The sequence below is a fragment of the Enterobacter cloacae complex sp. IR5441 genome (genome assembly GCF_049238215.1).
GTDB classification, from domain to species: Bacteria; Pseudomonadota; Gammaproteobacteria; order Enterobacterales; family Enterobacteriaceae; genus Enterobacter; species Enterobacter hormaechei_C.
In genome coordinates, this window is record NZ_JBMKIA010000025.1 from 1 (window position 1) to 16369 (window position 16369).

Here is a 16369-nt window from a genome sequence, read left to right on the forward strand (position 1 = left end):
ATTCTGGCTACACAATAACAAGGGAAGACTTACTCGTGGCTGCAACCCTACTAGCTCAAAATTTATTCACACATGGTTACGCTTTGGGGAAATTATGAGGGGATCTCTCAGCGCTCAGCTTCACCGCTTCCTGCCAGGTACTGGCTTCGGCCTGTAAAAGGATGGAGTTATTCTCTGCCAGCGAATCACGTAGTTTCATGTGGCATCCTTACTTCACGTCTTGTGGGAAGTGTTCTTTGATCACTTCCAGCAGCTTTGGTCCGAAATCCGCAGGCGACAGCATGTTGCGTACGCCTACCACGTATTTGTTGCCCGACACGCTAATCTCGCCGGCAATGTGCGTTGAGGCGATGATGATGTCCGCGCCATTCAGTTCACTTTTGTATTCACCCACTGCGCAGCTGTTCACCGTGTGGTCAATGTTTGACTGGGTTAAAAACTGGTCCACTTTCATCTTCATGATCATGGAGCTACCTTGCCCATTGCCACACACAGCCAGGATACGTACGGTCATAATCGAAACTCCTTAATGAGCAGACACTTCTGCTGTTTGTTTTTCTGCATCTTCTTCAGCCCGCAGCGAACGGCCAGCGAAGAACATATAAGCCAGGGCAATCAGGATGATGACGGCCATAAAGACCAGCCCGACGGACGCAAAGCCCTGCATCATCGGCGGCGCCAGAATTGACCAGTCCGCCATGCCCATCCAGGCGCTCATGCCGGTGAGCTTGACCGCCCACACGCACCCGAAGATTTCAATCATGCCCATCACCAGGCAGATCTTGAGCGCTGCGCGCCATCCGCCGAAGTGGTTAGCAAATACGCCAATAGTGGCGTTGGAGAAGAACATCGGGATAAAGCCAGGAATAATCAGGATTGAGGAGCCACAGCCCACCAGGATGCCGACCGCAATCAGCTGGCCGATGGTGCCCCACATAAAGCCCCAGACGACGGCGTTTGGCGCAAAGCTATAGATAGCCGCACAGTCAATCGCCAGCACCGCGCCAGGGATCAGGCGCTGGGAGATGCCGTTAAACGCTTCCGACAGTTCAGCGACGAACATACGCACGCCCTGGGTGATGATGAAAATGGCCACCGCGAAGGAGAAACCGGTTTGCAGGATATAGACCGTCCAGTGGGTTTTACCCGCCATCGCCTGCACCACGTCAATGCCAAAGGAGAGCAGGATGGCACCGAAGAAGATGGTCATCACAATTGCCGTGGAGACGATGTTGTCGTGGAAGATATTCAGCCAGCCAGGCAATTTGAGGTCTTCAACACTCTCCTCTTTTTTGCCCAGGTACGGCGCAACTTTGTAAGCAATCCAGGAGGCGAACTGCTGCTGGTGACCGATGGAGAAGCCACAGCCGTCCGTAACGTCCTGCGTTGGCTTATACATCATGTTGGAGGTGATGCCCCAGTAAAGCGAGACCAGCACTGCCGTACAGATGACGGTGGTCCACATTGGGTAGCCGAAGATATAGAGAGAAACGGCAATCAGCCCCGCCTGCTGGAACATGATGTGCCCGGTGAGCATGATGGTGCGTATACCGGTAATGCGGCGCAGGAGCACGTAAATGATGTTCAGCGCCAGCGCGAGCAGTACCGCATACCCAACCCAGCTGTACGCATCTCCCATGCGATCGATGGTGGCCATCATGGACGCGTAAGTGTCAGAGATGGCGCCGTTAATGCCGTATACCTCTGACATTTTGGCAACAACCGGCTTAAACGTGCTGGTCAGAATGCCAGACCCCGCCTGCAACAGCATAAAACCAATGATGGTTTTGATGGTGCCTTTGATAATCACGCTGACGCTTTTGCGCAGCAGGATGTACCCCAGGCACGTCACGATACCCAGCAACAGCGGGGCGTTGGTCATTACCTGATTAAAGAAAACGGTAAAGACGTTGTAGAGGATCTCCATAACTCTCTCCAGAAAAAGAGAACACGAGGGGCAATCCCTGTGTGGTTGGTGTCATCACTCTATTAATCACAAATAATCATCACAAGATTGCATTTGATTATTTGTGACGGATCACGCAATTTATTTCCACGTTGTTAGTAATGATTTTCACTAACGATGAAAACAAATAAATTAATCCTTATAATTCAGTGAATTAATCATTGATAGTGGTTATCTTACCAACGTAAAAATTGTTTTTCTGTGACATGGAGAGGGGAATTTTCCGCAAATCAGCCATTGCAAATCGATTCAAACAGTGCCAGCATTAATCATAACAAATCACAGTATGATTACTTTTGATTAAACCCAGGAGTCAAACGATGAGTAAAGTGAAAACCATCACCCGTGAATCATGGATTCTGAGTACCTTTCCGGAGTGGGGTAGCTGGCTGAACGAAGAGATCGAGCAGGAACAGGTTGCTCCTGGCACATTTGCGATGTGGTGGCTGGGCTGCACCGGGATCTGGCTGAAATCAGAAGGCGGCGCCAACATTTGTGTTGATTTCTGGTGCGGCACCGGCAAACAGAGCCACGGCAATCCACTGATGAAAAAAGGCCACCAGATGCAGCGTATGGCCGGCGTTGAAAAGCTCCAGCCGAACCTGCGCACCACGCCTTTTGTGCTTGATCCTTTTGCCATTCGCCAGATCGACGCCGTTCTCTCTACCCACGATCACAACGATCATATCGACGTGAACGTGGCGGCAGCGGTAATGCAAAACTGCGCGGACGACGTACCGTTTATTGGGCCACAGACCTGCGTGGATTTGTGGATTGGCTGGGGCGTGCCAAAAGAGCGCTGCATCGTGATGAAGCCGGGCGACGTAGTGAAAATCAAAGACATTGAAATTCACGCGCTGGATGCCTTTGACCGTACCGCGTTGATCACCCTGCCTGCCGACCAGAAAGCCGCAGGCGTACTGCCAGACGGGATGGATGAGCGCGCGGTGAACTACCTGTTCAAAACGCCTGGCGGTTCCCTGTATCACAGCGGTGACTCCCACTACTCCAACTATTACGCGAAGCACGGTAACGAGCATCAGATTGACGTGGCGCTTGGCTCTTACGGTGAAAACCCGCGCGGGATCACCGACAAAATGACCAGCGCAGACATGCTGCGTATGGCCGAAGCGCTGAACACCAAAGTGGTGATCCCGTTCCACCACGATATCTGGTCAAACTTCCAGGCCGATCCGCAAGAGATCCGCGTCCTGTGGGAGATGAAAAAAGACCGCCTCAAGTATGGCTTCAAGCCATTCATCTGGCAGGTTGGCGGCAAGTTCACCTGGCCGCTGGATAAAGACAATCTTGAGTACCACTACCCGCGTGGTTTCGATGATTGCTTTACGATTGAACCCGATCTGCCGTTCAAATCCTTCCTCTGATTCTGAGGCCCAATCGCCAGACCTTGCGTCTGGCGATGTCATATTTATCTTAGTAATTTCACGCTATTTCAAATATCATCTTTTCAAATCAATTCTTATCGGAATAGCTCATGACGGAAGCGCAACGGCATCAAATTTTACTGGAACTCCTGGCGCAAACAGGGTTTATCACCGTCGAGAAAGTGATCGAACGTTTAGGGATCTCCCCCGCTACCGCGCGGCGGGACATTAACAAGCTGGATGAGAGCGGCAAGCTGAAAAAAGTCCGCAACGGTGCAGAGGCCATCAGCCAGCAGCGTCCACGCTGGACGCCGATGAACATCCACCAGGCGCAGAATCACGATGAAAAGGTGCGGATTGCCAGAGCGGCATCACAGCTGGTAAATCCTGGAGAAAGCGTGGTGATCAACTGCGGTTCGACGGCGTTTCTGCTGGGCCGTGAGATGTGCGGCAAGCCGGTGCAAATCATCACCAACTATTTGCCGCTGGCCAACTATCTCATTGACCAGGAACATGAAAGCGTGGTGATCATGGGCGGCCAGTATAACAAGAGCCAGTCCATCACCCTTAGCCCGCAGGACAGTGAAAACAGCCTCTACGCCGGGCACTGGATGTTTACCAGCGGCAAAGGTCTGACGGCGGATGGCCTGTATAAAACCGATATGCTCACCGCAATGGCAGAACAGAACATGCTTAACGTAGTGGGCAAACTGGTGGTGCTGGTCGACAGCAGCAAGGTCGGTGAACGCGCCGGCATGCTTTTCAGCCGCGCCGAGCAAATCAGCATGGTGATCACCGGCAAAAACGCCAACCCCGAGATCCTCAGCAAGCTGGAGTATCAGGGTGTCACAGTGCTGCGCGTTTAAAGGTGCTGACGGAAGAATTCCACGGTTGACTCCAGCGCGGCCGGGGTAATACGGTGCCGGACACCTGCTCCCCACAGGCAGGTCAGATTGCTATCCAGCCCTTCGCGCTGTAGCGCCTGTTGCAGGCGGAACGTTTCACCGGGCGATACGACGTCATCGGCGTCCCCATGCCACAGCAGCAGCGGACGATCGGCCAGCTGCGAAAGCGCATGGCTGACGTCCCATTCTGACAACAGGGCCTCAATCTCCTGAGGGGCCTGCGGCGGGAACAGCGTCTTTGCCAGTGACGTAAAGTAGCCCGATCCCATCAGGCAAGCGACAGACGTCACCTCCGGATGCCTGGCCATGATCCCCAGCGCCGTCATTCCGCCCATTGATGCGCCTGCGACCGCCAGCCGTTTCCCCTCCACCAGCCCGGCCTGCAAGAGCGCGTCACGCAGCCCGGCGAACTCGGTCAGATTGCCGTGCAGCGTTTGCCAGAACAGCCCCAGCCGCGCCTGCTCATCGCCCGTAAAGCGTGCCCCATGATTCGGCGCATCAGGCATGACCACCCGGAAACCGGCCTGCGCCAGCGCGACGGCAAAATAGCTGTAGACCAGCTTCGAGGAGAGAAAGCCATGATAGAAAACTACCGTCGGCAGCGGCTGTTCATCTTTACCAGCCGGAAAAGCATGGATGATTTCATGCCCACTCAGCTGGCGAGTTTCAATTTCAATCATTGTCGATCCTGTGCTGATGAATGATTCATAATGTTGAGAGCTGGATTACGGTTTCACGATATTTTCATTCGAAATCTTCGTCCCAGATAACACTTCGGGAACATTCCCCCAAAACTAAATTCGCAGACAACTACACTATGGCTATCAGGAAAAGAGACAGGTTTATGCGCAGGCTTACGGCTTTATTGCTGGTCTCACTGCTCAGCGGATGTTCCATATTGCAGGGTACGCCAGAACCGGCGCCGCCGGTTACCGATCATCCTCAGGAAATTCGTCGTAATCAGACGGAAGGATTACAACGCCTGGGTACCGTATCCGCGATGGTTCGTGGTTCCCCGGATGATGCAGAAGACGCAATTGAAGCACAGGCAGTTGCCGCAAAAGCAGATTATTACGTCATCACGATGATTGATGAAACCATTATTACGGGACAGTGGTACGCCCAGGGAATTTTGTACCGTAAGTAAGCATCATCATTTGAACGACTTTTACACTGCTTTGCGTCCGTAGACATTTTCCTGTCCACAATAAACTCCATGCCAGCAACAATGGAAATGAGTTTATTCGCGAAGGATTGCCCGGCGGATACCGGAGACACGTGAAAAGGAGCTGACGATGAAACGAACCCTTGCTTTAACGACGCTATTGCTTTCAGCGGGCCTGCTGAGCACCACGGCGCAGTCGGCCGAATTTGCCAGCGCGGATTGCGTCACGGGCCTGAACGAGATTGGTCAGATCTCCGTCAATAATATCACGGGAAGTCCGCAAGACGTTGAACGTGTCGTCGCCCTGAAGGCCGATGAACAGGGCGCATCCTGGTATCGCATCGTCCAGATGCAGGAAGATAACCATGTTAATCACTGGCGCGTGCAGGCCATTCTTTATGCATAATCCCTTCCGATAAAAGCCACTTAATTTTAGTGGCTTTTCAATTTTGCAAATTTTTTACCTCTCCCGAAACTTAATAAAAACAAACATGTAACATTCAGTTACATTAAACAGATAAACGTTCTCTTCGCTCTGCCGTTGAACAGCCATCACTTTTCAATAATGAGCAATTTATGATCACCTTTTTCCGCCGGGCAGGTCTGGGCACGAAGCTATCGCTGCTAACAGGTGCAAGTGTCGCCACGCTTTTTTTGCTGTTCACTTTTCTGTTGAGCCACAACGCCAGCCAGCAGCTTGAAGATCTTGCGGTTGAAGACCTGCATAACCAGTCCACCGGCATGGTGGATATGGTAGAGATGTTCAACACCAGCCTGAGCGAAGAGGTTGAAAGCTATACCCGTCTGTTCACCACCTTTTTGCCACAGCCGCTGAACAGCGACAGCAGCCAGAGCCGGACCATAAACGGGCTTACCGTTCCTCTGCTGAAAGGCGGCGAAACGGAGTTGCATGAAAACAATACGCTTTCTGATGACTTCCTGAGCCGAACGGGCGCCATCTCGACGCTGTTTGTCCGCAGCGGTAACGATTTTATCCGCGTGGCCACGTCGCTGCGCAAAGAGAATGGCGACCGCGCCATCGGAACCGTTCTTGATACCACCAGCCCGGCATTTGCGGCTGTCACCAAAGGGGAGGTCTATCGTGGCCTCGCGCTTCTGTTCGGCAAGCGCTATATCACGCAGTACCAGCCTGTTAAAAATGCGGAAGGCCAGGTTATCGGGATTATCTTTGTCGGCGTGGACATCACCCATTCGTGGAACATCATGCGCGAGAAAATCCTTAACCGTCGCCTGGGCGAGAGCGGCCACTTCTTTGTACTGGATCGCAGCAGCGGCAAAACGCGCGGACAGTATCTGTTCCATGCCAGCGATGAGGGCAAACTGCCCAACTGGGACACGGCGACACAGCAGCAGCTTTTGAGTGATAAAGCCGGCACGCTGGAGCGCGTGAGCGCAGATGGCCGTACGCTCAAAGTTGCCTACACGCCGCTGCCGGGCTGGAACTGGACCATCGTGGGTGAAGTGGATAAAGCCGTACTGCTTTCAAGCGTCACCACGCTGCGCGATCGCTTCCTGATGGCGGGCGTGGTGCTATCCGCGCTCTTCGCGGGCCTGTTCGTTATCCTCATTCGCCGGATGCTAACCCGCCCACTACGCGCAGTGATCGCGCTTGCCCGGCAGTATGCCGCAGGCGATCTGCGCGCCAGCCTGCCGGTAATCCGCCAGGATGAGGTCGGCCAGCTGATTGATGCCATCAACGGGATCGGGGGCGGCCTGCAAAAAATTGTGTTGCAGGTCCGCGAGGCCGCAAGCGAAATCCATCTGGGGACTAACGCGCTGGCTTCAGACACCGGCGAGATCTCTGAACAGATCAACAAACAGGCCAGCAGCGTTGAGGAGACCTCCGCCAGCATGGAGCAATTAGCCGCCACCGTGCAGCAAAATGCCGCCAACATGGAGCAAACTCAGCAGCTGGTGGGGGAAACCTCACGCGCGGTGCATCAGGGTGGAGAGACGGTGACCCATGCTGTTTCCACCATGGATGATATTCGTGATGCATCGAAACGCATTGAAGACATTACCCGCGTGATTGAGTCCATCGCTTTCCAGACCAATATCCTGGCGCTCAATGCGGCGGTTGAAGCGGCGCGGGCGGGCGAGCACGGGAAAGGTTTCGCAGTGGTGGCGCAAGAGGTGCGCGCCCTGGCCGCACGCAGCGCCAATGCGGTAAAAGAGATTGAACAGTTGATTGGCGACACGCTGAACAAGGTGAGCGAAGGCCATGCGCTGTCTGAGCAGACGCGTCTGGCGATGGATGCCATCATTGTTCATATCGATAACATCAGCCAGCTTGTCACCGAGATCAACCACGCCTCCCGCGAGCAGTCTGCGGGGATTGGTCAGGTGAATCTGGCGATGACGCACATCGGTGAGGCATCGCACATCAATGCCGATCGCATCTCACGCAGCGAGCAGACGGCACAGACGCTGCGCGAGAAGGGTTCACATCTCACCCGGCTGGTGAGCCTGTTCCAGCTGAAAGCTTAACCGACCCGGCCCGTGGCACGCAGCAGCAGGTCGGTTTGCACTTGTTCGCTCATCAGCGTGCCGCCTCGGGTATCCAGCATCATGCGGCACCACGCCTGCGCCACGGGCGGCGATGCGTGCCGCAGCATCTGGCTTCCGGCCCCGAGTAAAAAGAGCTGCCGCGCGATCTCCCTGCCCTGCGCTTCCTGCGGTTTACGCAGCTTCTGCTGTAGCTGCCGCCAGCTGCGATCGAAGTGCCTGTCCTGACCTTTGACCTGCACGAAATCATCGGCGAGCAGGTCGAGAATGCCCGACTGCTTCGCCAGCACGCGCAGTACATCCAGGCACATAATATTGCCAGAGCCTTCCCAGATGCTGTTGACGGGCATTTCACGGTACAACCGCGGAAGTTCACTCTCTTCGCAATAGCCTGCACCGCCCAGCACCTCCATTGCCTCTGCCACAAACGGTATGCCCGCTTTGCAGACGCTGTATTTTGCCGCCGGAGTGAAAAGCCGCGCCCATGCGGCCTCCTGCGGGTCGGTGCGGTTGTCCCACGCCCGGGCGAGTCGGAACAGCAGTGCCGTGTGTCCCTCCAGCACCAGCGCCATACGGCTTAGCACGTCGCGCATTAACGGCTGGTCGATCAGATTTTTGCCGAAGGTCTGCCGCTGATGGGCATGATAAAGCGCCACCGAGAGCGCACGGCGCATCAATCCGTGGCTGCCAAGCGCACAGTCAAAGCGCGTCAGCCCGCCCATCTTCAGAATTTGCCGGACACCTTCACCCTCTTCGCCCAGCAGCCAGCCGTAAGCATCAAGGAACTCAGCCTCACTGCTGGCATTTGAACGGTTACCGAGCTTGTCCTTCAGACGCTCAAGGCGCACGGCATTACGTTGCCCGTCGGGTAAAAAACGCGGAACAAAAAAGCAGGAAAGCCCGCCCTTCGCCTGCGCCAGCACCAGATGCGCATCGCTCTGCGGCACGGAGAAAAACCATTTGTGCCCCACCAGCCGGTAACTGCCATCACTGCATTTCTCTGCTTTGGTGGTATTACTGAGTACGTCCGAACCGCCCTGCTTTTCCGTCATCCCCATGCCGATCAGCAGGCCGCGCTTTTGCGCCCCCGGTGCGAGATGGGGATCGTAGCGATCGCTCATCAGCGGCGTTAACCAGTCGTGAAACGGTTTGGGCAGCGACTGTAGCAACAGCGGCGTGGCGGCGAAGGTCATGGTCACCGGGCATAGCGTTCCCGCCTCCACCTGTGCATGAAGCACAAAACGCGCGGCCCGGGCGACGAACGATCCTTTCCGCGCCTCCTCCTCCCACGCCAGGTTGTGCACCCGGTTGGCGCAAAGCCCCTGCATCAGAAGATGCCATGCCGGATGAAAGCGGACGTCATCCAGCCTCGCTCCCGTGGCGTCATAACGCAGCAGTTCCGGCGGATTAACGTTCGCCAGCCTGCCCAGCTCCAGCGACTCCGCCGTACCCAACTGCTGTCCGATGCTGGCAAGAAGATCCACATCCCACTCAGCCCCTTCGCGCGCTACCGCATCGCGCAGGGCGCAATCAGAGAGAAAAAGGTTGCTGTTCGATAGCGGTGCAGGTTGATTAAAAACGGTATGTGTCTGCCAGTGCATGCTGTCTCCCTCCTTTCATTGGCAATAAAGGTAAGTATGGACAGAGGGCATGCACGCTGCATGGGAGGGGGGTCACACGATGACGATCGTGTTGATATCATTCGTGAAATAGCTCACAGAACATAAGAATAAACTATTTCATTACTTCACCAATGCTGAATAATTTATTCTTACCCCGTTTATGTGAGGATCGTTATGCAACAGGATGCGCACAAGCGTGCATTAATTGCAGGCTCCATCGGTAATTTCATCGAGTGGTATGAATTTGCGGTCTACGGTTTTCTGGCAACGGTGATTGCCAGAAACTTCTTCCAGCTTGAGGGGGAAGCGGAGCTCACCAGCCTGATCCTCACCTGGGCCTCGTTCGCCATCGCTTTCTTCTTCCGTCCGCTGGGTGCGGTGGTCTTTGGCCGCATTGGCGACAGGATTGGCCGCAAACCGACGCTGATTATAGTGCTGGTATTGATGACGCTCGCCACCGCTGCCATCGGTATTGTGCCGGTCTACGCCAGTATCGGGATTGCCGCGCCGCTGATCGTTACGCTCCTGCGTATTCTGCAAGGACTGTTCGCGGGCGGTGAGTATGGCGGTGCGGTCTCATTGATGACGGAGTTCGCCCCGCGCGGCAAGCGCGGTCTTTACGGGGCATGGCAGTCCTTTACCGTGGCGCTCGGGCTGTTAGCGGGCGCAGGCATTGTCGCGTTGCTCTCTGCCCTGCTCTCCCCTGAAGCCTTGCACGACTGGGGCTGGCGCATTCCGTTCTTCCTGGCGCTGCCGATGGGTGCGGTCGCGCTATGGCTGCGGGTGAGCATGGAAGAGACGCCGAGCTTTGTGCAGCAACGGGAAAAACCGGTTGTTACTCAGGCCAGCACCGCCGCCACGTTCAAAACCATCCTGATGGGCATTGGCCGCGTGATGGTCTGGTCTGCGGCGGGTTATACCTATCTGGTGATTATGCCGACCTATCTGCAATCTGCGCTGCACACCGGTTTTAACCAGGCGTTACTGATTGCGGTGATTTCTAACATTGGGTTTGCGCTCACGATCATTCCGTCGGGCATGCTGAGCGACAGGATCGGGCGGCGCACGGTGATGATTATCGCCACCGTGCTCCTGCTGATCCTCGCCCTGCCGCTGCTGAAAATTTTGCAGGCGGAATCCAGTACGCTGGCAGTCAAAGCGATTGTGGTGCTGATTGCGGGGGGTCTGGTTGGGATGCTGGCAGGGCCGGGGCCGGCAATGCTGTCTGAGATGTTCCCGACGCGCGTGCGTTATACCGGGCTGGGGCTGGCCTATTCTCTGTCGAATGCGATCTTCTCGGGCTGTGCGGGGCTGATCATTACCGGGCTGATTAAAGAGACGGGCAATCTGGATATTCCGGCGTACTACGTGATGGCAACGGCGGTGGTGAGTATTTTCGCGCTGATGACGCTGAGAAAGGATGACCATTTACGGTCGTTAGAGGAGTGAGATTGTTGCCCGGTGGCGCTACGCTTACCGGGCCTACGGTACCATGCTTTTGTAGGCCGGGTAAGGCGAAGCCGCCACCCGGCACAACAGGCTACCCGCGCTGACGCACCGCTTCAAACAGGCAGATACCCGTCGCAACGGAAACGTTCAGGGACGATACGCTGCCCGCCATTGGGATGCTGATCAGCTCATCGCAGTGCTCGCGCGTCAGACGACGCATACCTTCGCCTTCCGCTCCCATCACCAGCGCCATACGGCCGGTCATTTTGCTCTGGTACAGGGTGTGATCCGCTTCACCGGCTGTTCCTACGATCCAGATATTTTCTTCCTGCAACAGACGCATGGTGCGCGCCAGGTTAGTCACGCGGATTAACGGGACGTTTTCCGCCGCGCCGCAGGCGACTTTTTTAGCGGTAGCGTTAAGCTGCGCGGAGCGATCTTTTGGCACAATCACCGCATGCACGCCTGCTGCATCGGCGCTACGCAGGCACGCGCCCAGGTTATGTGGGTCGGTTACGCCATCGAGGATCAGGAAGAACGGGTTCTCCAGCCCGGCGATCAGATCCGGCAGATCGTTCTCCTGATACTGACGGCCTGGCTTCACGCGCGCGATAATACCCTGGTGTACAGCACCTTCGCTTTTTTCATCCAGATACTGGCGGTTCGCCAGCTGGATCACTACGCCCTGCGCTTCCAGTGCGTGGATCAGCGGCATCAGACGTTTATCTTCACGCCCTTTCAGAATAAAAACTTCCTGAAAACGCTCCGGCGCGCGCTCCAGCAGGGCCTGCACCGCGTGGATGCCGTAAATCATTTCACTCATTGATGGTTCTCGTAATAAATATTTTCCCTCTCCCGTTGGGGAGAGGGTCAGGGTGAGGGGAAATTACTCCGCCTGCTGTTTCTTCGCCGCGCGCTTCGCTTTGGTCGCGGCCGCTATTTTTTGGGTCTTGGTCGACGGTTTTTTCGCTTTACGAGCGTCTTTTTTCGCCGCCTTGGGCTTCTGTTTCTTCTCGCCACGGAAAGCACTGTCTGGCTCAAAGTTTACTCTTTTACCTGCCTGACGTCGCTTACCGCCCGCTTTACCGTTACCGCCTTTTTTCGCTTTCTCACGCTCGGTTTTGCCGACGTTACGCGGAGCACGCTCGCTGGAGATGAGGCTGAAGTCGATTTTACGGTCGTCCATATTCACGGCTTCAACCTTCACTTCCACCCGATCGCCCAGACGGTAGGTCTGGCCGCCGGATTCGCCGATCAGACGTTGTCCGACCTGGTCGAAGCGGTAGTAATCGTTATCGAGGCTGGAAACGTGCACCAGACCGTCGATAAACAGCTCATCCAGACGCACGAAGAAGCCAAAGCCGGTGACGCTGGCAATCACGCCTTTAAAGACGTTACCCACCTGATCCAGCATAAAGTCACACTTCAGCCAGTCCGCCACGTCGCGCGTCGCTTCATCCGCACGACGCTCGGTCATGGAACAATGCTGGCCCAGTTGCAACATCTCGTCCATGGAGTAGTGATACCCTCCGGTTTCGGTCGTGTTGCCTTTATGACCCTGCTCGTGCGCCAGCAGATACTTGATCGCACGGTGCAGGGACAGATCCGGATAACGGCGGATCGGCGAGGTAAAGTGCGCGTACGACTGTAACGCCAGACCAAAGTGGCCCCGGTTTTCAGGATCGTAAATCGCCTGCTTCATGGAGCGCAGCAGCATGGTTTGCAGCATTTCCGCGTCAGGACGATCGCTGATGGATTCCAGCAGCTCGGCGTAATCGCGTGGCTCAGGCTTATTACCGCCAGGCAGCTCCAGGCCGAGTTCAGCCAGCACGGAGCGGAACGAGGTTACGGCCTCCGTGGTTGGCTTGTCGTGAATACGGAACAGCGCAGGCTCTTTGGCTTTCTCAACGAAACGTGCCGCCGAGATGTTCGCCAGGATCATACACTCTTCAATCAGCTTGTGCGCATCGTTACGCTGAGTCTGTTCGATACGCTCGATACGACGCTCAGCGTTAAAGATAAACTTCGCCTCTTCACTCTCAAACGAGATCCCACCGCGCTCTTCGCGCGCCTGATCCAGCGTTTTGTAGAGGTTGTGCAGCTCTTCGATGTGTTTGACCAGCGGCGCGTACTGTTCGCGAAGATCCTGATCGCCCTGCAACATATGCCAGACCTTGGTATAGGTCAGGCGCGCATGAGAACTCATCACCGCTTCGTAGAACTTATAGCCCGTCAGACGTCCCTTGCTGGAGATGGTCATTTCGCAGACCATACACAGGCGGTCCACCTGCGGGTTGAGGGAACACAGGCCGTTGGAGAGCACTTCTGGCAGCATCGGTACAACCTGCGACGGGAAGTAGACCGACGTACCGCGGCTGCGCGCTTCGTTATCCAGCGGCGTGTGCGGACGCACGTAATAGCTCACATCCGCGATAGCCACCCACAGACGCCAGCCGCCACCGCGTTTTTTCTCGCAATATACGGCATCATCGAAGTCACGGGCGTCTTCACCATCAATGGTGACCAGCGGCAGATCGCGCAGATCCACGCGGCCTGCTTTGGACTCTTCCGGCACTTCTTCACGCAGGTTTTCAATCTGATCTTCAACCGCTTTCGGCCAGACATACGGAATTTCATGGGTACGCAGCGCCATATCGACGGCCATGCCGGTGCCCATGTTATCGCCCAGCACTTCGACGATTTTACCCACCGCTTTGGTGCGACGGGTTGGGCGCTGGGTGAGTTCCACCACCACCACAAAGCCCATGCGTGCGCCCATCACCTCTTCAGGCGGGATGAGAATGTCGAAGCTCAGACGGCTGTCATCCGGCACCACAAAGCCTACGCCCGCATCGGTAAAGTAACGGCCTACAATCTGGCTGGTTTTCGGCACCAGCACGCGGACCACGCGCGCTTCGCGGCGGCCTTTACGGTCTGCACCCAGCGGCTGCGCCAGGATCTGGTCGCCGTGAATACACATCTTCATCTGTTCGGATGAGAGGTACAGGTCGTCTTTACGGCCTTCCACGCGCAGGAAGCCGAAGCCATCGCGATGACCAATAACGGTGCCTTTCAGCAGGTCGAGGCGTTCTGGCAGCGCGTAGCACTGGCGACGAGTAAAGACAAGTTGCCCGTCACGTTCCATGGCGCGCAGGCGGCGGCGAAGGGCTTCAATTTGCTCTTCACCTTCAATGTTCAGTTCAACGGCAAGTTCTTCACGATTGGCGGGTTTTTCGCGTTTTGTTAAGTGTTCAATGATGAACTCGCGGCTGGGGATAGGATTCGCGTATTTTTCGGCTTCGCGTTCCTGGAAAGGATCTTGTGACATGTCGGTTCCTCCGTTGTCAGCTCCGGTGGAAATTTTCTTCATTCCACCAGCAATAATTTATAAAGCGGTTGATTCTCTTCAACCAAATCGGCCAGCGTGTAGTTATCCAGTTCCTTGAGAAAACTTTGCACGGCCTTTGAAAGCGCCTGTTTCAGGCGGCAAGCGGGCGTAATGTGGCAGAACGCGCTGCTACAGTTCACCAGAGAGAGCGGCTCCAGTTCACGTACCACATCGCCAATACGGATACTCTGCGCCGGTTTACCGAGACGGATCCCTCCATTCTTCCCGCGGACGGCAGCAACGTATCCGGCACGACTAAGTTGATTGATTATTTTGACCATATGATTACGGGACACACCGTACACCTCTGTGACTTCAGAGATGCTGGTCATCTTCCCATCGGGTAACGACGCCATGTAAATCAGCGCGCGTAAGCCGTAATCGGTGAAACTTGTTAACTGCACATCAACCTCAGGAAAAAGGGAAAACGCGGTCAAACCGCAGAGATATTCATTAATGATGATAAACCAGCCAGATAGTTAGCGGCTAATTTATTTGACAGACGGGGCGAAAAAGCGGAGATCCAGGAGCGGTCGCCGGATGGCGCTGCGCTTATCCGGCCTACGGGTTTCCCCGCAGGCCAGCAGTCACGAAGATTATGCGTCGAACGGGTCGCGCAGGATCATCGTTTCAGTACGATCCGGGCCGGTAGAAATAATATCGATCGGCACTTCGGTCAGTTCTTCAATGCGCTTGATGTAGTCCAGCGCGGCTTTAGGCAGGCCACTACGCTCTTTCACACCAAAGGTAGTCTCAGACCAGCCCGGCATGGTTTCGTAGATTGGCTCAATGCCTTCCCAGTCGTCAGCAGCCAGCGGAGTGGTGGTCACTTCGCGGCCATCAGGCATACGGTAGCCTACGCAGATTTTCACTTCTTTCAGGCCGTCCAGTACGTCCAGCTTGGTCAGGCAGAAGCCAGACAGGGAGTTGATCTGCACTGCGCGACGTACGGCAACGGCGTCCAGCCAGCCGGTACGACGACGACGACCGGTGGTCGCGCCAAACTCGTTACCCTGCTTGCACAGGAACTCGCCGGTCTCATCAAACAGTTCGGTCGGGAATGGACCTGCACCCACGCGAGTGGAGTACGCTTTAATGATGCCCAGAACGTAATCGACATAACGCGGGCCCAGGCCGGAGCCAGTTGCCACGCCACCCGCGGTGGTGTTAGAGGACGTTACGTACGGATAGGTACCGTGGTCGATGTCCAGCAGCGTACCCTGCGCACCTTCAAACATGACGAAATCGCCACGCTTGCGCGCCTGGTCCAGCAGATCGGACACATCAACAACCATACCGGTCAGAATGTCAGCAATCGCCATGACGTCATCCAGCACTTTCTGGTAGTCAACGGCTTCGGCTTTGTAGAAGTTCACCAGCTGGAAGTTGTGATATTCCATCACTTCTTTCAGTTTTTCAGCGAAGGTCGCTTTGTCGAAGAGGTCGCCCACGCGCAGACCGCGACGAGCCACTTTATCTTCGTAAGCCGGGCCGATACCACGACCGGTGGTGCCGATCGCTTTCGCGCCACGCGCTTTTTCACGCGCCACGTCCAGCGCCACGTGATAATCCAGGATCAGCGGGCAGGCTTCGGAGAGCAGCAGACGCTCACGAACAGGGATACCACGGTCTTCCAGACCTTTCATCTCTTTCATCAGCGCAGCGGGAGACAGCACAACGCCGTTACCGATGATGCTGGTGACGTTTTCGCGAAGAATGCCTGATGGAATAAGATGGAGGACGGTTTTTTCACCGTTGATTACGAGAGTATGGCCCGCGTTGTGACCGCCCTGGTAGCGTACAACATATTTGGCCCGTTCAGTCAGAAGATCAACAATCTTCCCTTTACCTTCGTCACCCCATTGGGTGCCCAGTACGACGACGTTGTTACCCATTTTTTCAAAATCACCGTTTGCTTAAAAATGGATTCTACCATCGCTTTTTCAGATATACAGCACTTTTT

15 protein-coding genes and 1 pseudogene are annotated in these 16369 nt (G+C 55.5%); 7 read left to right on the forward strand and 9 right to left on the reverse strand.

Annotation, left to right across the window (positions count from 1 at the left end):
- Positions 1 to 98, forward strand: a 98-nt coding sequence (locus tag ACOTX5_RS20155; protein WP_035294458.1) for a hypothetical protein, incomplete at its 5' end; no start/stop codon positions are given.
- A gap of 8 nt (positions 99 to 106) precedes the next feature.
- Here the strand turns inward: ACOTX5_RS20155 and ACOTX5_RS20160 are convergent.
- The 3 genes and pseudogenes from ACOTX5_RS20160 to ulaA form a co-directional block, all read right to left on the reverse strand.
- A pseudogene (locus tag ACOTX5_RS20160) lies at positions 107 to 199 on the reverse strand (PTS ascorbate-specific transporter subunit IIA); the annotation flags it as partial.
- 9 nt (positions 200 to 208) lie between these two features.
- Entirely contained in the window at positions 209 to 514 is a 306-nt protein-coding gene (gene ulaB, locus ACOTX5_RS20165; protein WP_003856022.1) for a PTS ascorbate transporter subunit IIB, read from the reverse strand.
- 12 nt (positions 515 to 526) lie between these two features.
- Entirely contained in the window at positions 527 to 1927 is a 1401-nt protein-coding gene (gene ulaA / locus ACOTX5_RS20170) for a PTS ascorbate transporter subunit IIC (RefSeq protein ID WP_032671497.1), read from the reverse strand.
- Between the two features lie 359 nt (positions 1928 to 2286).
- Here ulaA and ulaG point away from each other — a divergent pair, with 359 nt between their 5' ends.
- The gene (gene ulaG, locus ACOTX5_RS20175; protein ID WP_006810379.1) at positions 2287 to 3351 is read left to right on the forward strand and encodes an L-ascorbate 6-phosphate lactonase; all 1065 of its coding nucleotides are present in this window, start codon (positions 2287 to 2289) and stop codon (positions 3349 to 3351) included.
- A 110-nt stretch (positions 3352 to 3461) separates the two neighbouring features.
- Entirely contained in the window at positions 3462 to 4217 is a 756-nt protein-coding gene (gene ulaR, locus ACOTX5_RS20180) for an HTH-type transcriptional regulator UlaR (protein ID WP_045911357.1), read from the forward strand.
- On the opposite strand, the gene yjfP is transcribed toward ulaR, so the two are convergent.
- On the reverse strand, positions 4214 to 4936 hold the full coding sequence (gene yjfP / locus ACOTX5_RS20185) for an esterase (protein ID WP_045911356.1): 723 nt from the start codon (positions 4934 to 4936) through the stop codon (positions 4214 to 4216). The two genes, ulaR and yjfP, sit on opposite strands and share 4 nt — an antisense overlap.
- A 137-nt stretch (positions 4937 to 5073) precedes the next feature.
- On the opposite strand from yjfP, the gene bsmA reads away from it, so the two are divergent.
- The 3 genes from bsmA to ACOTX5_RS20200 all read left to right on the forward strand — a co-directional run bounded on the left by bsmA (position 5074) and on the right by ACOTX5_RS20200 (position 7929).
- Positions 5074 to 5403 (forward strand): biofilm peroxide resistance protein BsmA, encoded by a 330-nt coding sequence (bsmA, locus tag ACOTX5_RS20190; protein ID WP_017383949.1) that lies wholly within the window; start codon positions 5074 to 5076, stop codon positions 5401 to 5403.
- Between the two features lie 148 nt (positions 5404 to 5551).
- Entirely contained in the window at positions 5552 to 5827 is a 276-nt protein-coding gene (gene yjfN / locus ACOTX5_RS20195) for a DUF1471 family protease activator YjfN (RefSeq protein ID WP_017694671.1), read from the forward strand.
- 170 nt (positions 5828 to 5997) lie between these two features.
- Positions 5998 to 7929 carry a methyl-accepting chemotaxis protein gene (locus ACOTX5_RS20200; RefSeq protein WP_017694672.1) on the forward strand — a complete coding sequence of 644 codons (1932 nt, stop codon included), beginning with the start codon at positions 5998 to 6000 and terminating at the stop codon, positions 7927 to 7929.
- Here ACOTX5_RS20200 and ACOTX5_RS20205 read toward each other — a convergent pair.
- On the reverse strand, positions 7926 to 9548 hold the full coding sequence (locus tag ACOTX5_RS20205; RefSeq protein ID WP_045911355.1) for an isovaleryl-CoA dehydrogenase: 1623 nt from the start codon (positions 9546 to 9548) through the stop codon (positions 7926 to 7928). The two genes, ACOTX5_RS20200 and ACOTX5_RS20205, sit on opposite strands and share 4 nt — an antisense overlap.
- A 195-nt stretch (positions 9549 to 9743) precedes the next feature.
- On the opposite strand from ACOTX5_RS20205, the gene ACOTX5_RS20210 reads away from it, so the two are divergent.
- Positions 9744 to 11018: an MFS transporter gene (locus tag ACOTX5_RS20210; protein ID WP_015572471.1), complete on the forward strand. Its 1275-nt coding sequence runs from the start codon at positions 9744 to 9746 to the stop codon at positions 11016 to 11018.
- 91 nt (positions 11019 to 11109) lie between these two features.
- Here ACOTX5_RS20210 and rlmB read toward each other — a convergent pair whose 3' ends face one another.
- The 4 genes from rlmB to ACOTX5_RS20230 all read right to left on the reverse strand — a co-directional run bounded on the left by rlmB (position 11110) and on the right by ACOTX5_RS20230 (position 16301).
- Positions 11110 to 11841, reverse strand: a complete 732-nt coding sequence (gene rlmB, locus ACOTX5_RS20215) for a 23S rRNA (guanosine(2251)-2'-O)-methyltransferase RlmB (RefSeq protein ID WP_015572470.1) — start codon at positions 11839 to 11841, stop codon at positions 11110 to 11112.
- A gap of 63 nt (positions 11842 to 11904) precedes the next feature.
- Entirely contained in the window at positions 11905 to 14346 is a 2442-nt protein-coding gene (gene rnr, locus ACOTX5_RS20220) for a ribonuclease R (protein ID WP_023295804.1), read from the reverse strand.
- Positions 14347 to 14384: 38 nt separating this feature from the next.
- Positions 14385 to 14810 carry a nitric oxide-sensing transcriptional repressor NsrR gene (gene nsrR / locus ACOTX5_RS20225; protein ID WP_003855998.1) on the reverse strand — a complete coding sequence of 142 codons (426 nt, stop codon included), beginning with the start codon at positions 14808 to 14810 and terminating at the stop codon, positions 14385 to 14387.
- A gap of 192 nt (positions 14811 to 15002) precedes the next feature.
- Positions 15003 to 16301, reverse strand: a complete 1299-nt coding sequence (locus tag ACOTX5_RS20230) for an adenylosuccinate synthase (RefSeq protein WP_003855997.1) — start codon at positions 16299 to 16301, stop codon at positions 15003 to 15005.
- Between the last annotated feature and the right edge of the window lie 68 nt (positions 16302 to 16369).

Excerpts from the sequence above, each read along its gene's own strand:
- yjfN (WP_017694671.1), top strand. The coding sequence starts at position 5,552 with ATGAAACGAACCCTTGCTTTAACGACGCTATTGCTTTCAGCGGGCCTG.
- ulaA (WP_032671497.1), bottom strand. The coding sequence starts at position 1,927 with ATGGAGATCCTCTACAACGTCTTTACCGTTTTCTTTAATCAGGTAATG.
- ACOTX5_RS20205 (WP_045911355.1), bottom strand. The coding sequence starts at position 9,548 with ATGCACTGGCAGACACATACCGTTTTTAATCAACCTGCACCGCTATCG.
- ACOTX5_RS20210 (WP_015572471.1), top strand. The coding sequence starts at position 9,744 with ATGCAACAGGATGCGCACAAGCGTGCATTAATTGCAGGCTCCATCGGT.
- bsmA (WP_017383949.1), top strand. The coding sequence starts at position 5,074 with ATGGCTATCAGGAAAAGAGACAGGTTTATGCGCAGGCTTACGGCTTTA.
- ACOTX5_RS20230 (WP_003855997.1), bottom strand. The coding sequence starts at position 16,301 with ATGGGTAACAACGTCGTCGTACTGGGCACCCAATGGGGTGACGAAGGT.
- yjfP (WP_045911356.1), bottom strand. The coding sequence starts at position 4,936 with ATGATTGAAATTGAAACTCGCCAGCTGAGTGGGCATGAAATCATCCAT.
- ulaR (WP_045911357.1), top strand. The coding sequence starts at position 3,462 with ATGACGGAAGCGCAACGGCATCAAATTTTACTGGAACTCCTGGCGCAA.
- ACOTX5_RS20200 (WP_017694672.1), top strand. The coding sequence starts at position 5,998 with ATGATCACCTTTTTCCGCCGGGCAGGTCTGGGCACGAAGCTATCGCTG.
- ulaB (WP_003856022.1), bottom strand. The coding sequence starts at position 514 with ATGACCGTACGTATCCTGGCTGTGTGTGGCAATGGGCAAGGTAGCTCC.
- rnr (WP_023295804.1), bottom strand. The coding sequence starts at position 14,346 with ATGTCACAAGATCCTTTCCAGGAACGCGAAGCCGAAAAATACGCGAAT.
- ulaG (WP_006810379.1), top strand. The coding sequence starts at position 2,287 with ATGAGTAAAGTGAAAACCATCACCCGTGAATCATGGATTCTGAGTACC.
- rlmB (WP_015572470.1), bottom strand. The coding sequence starts at position 11,841 with ATGAGTGAAATGATTTACGGCATCCACGCGGTGCAGGCCCTGCTGGAG.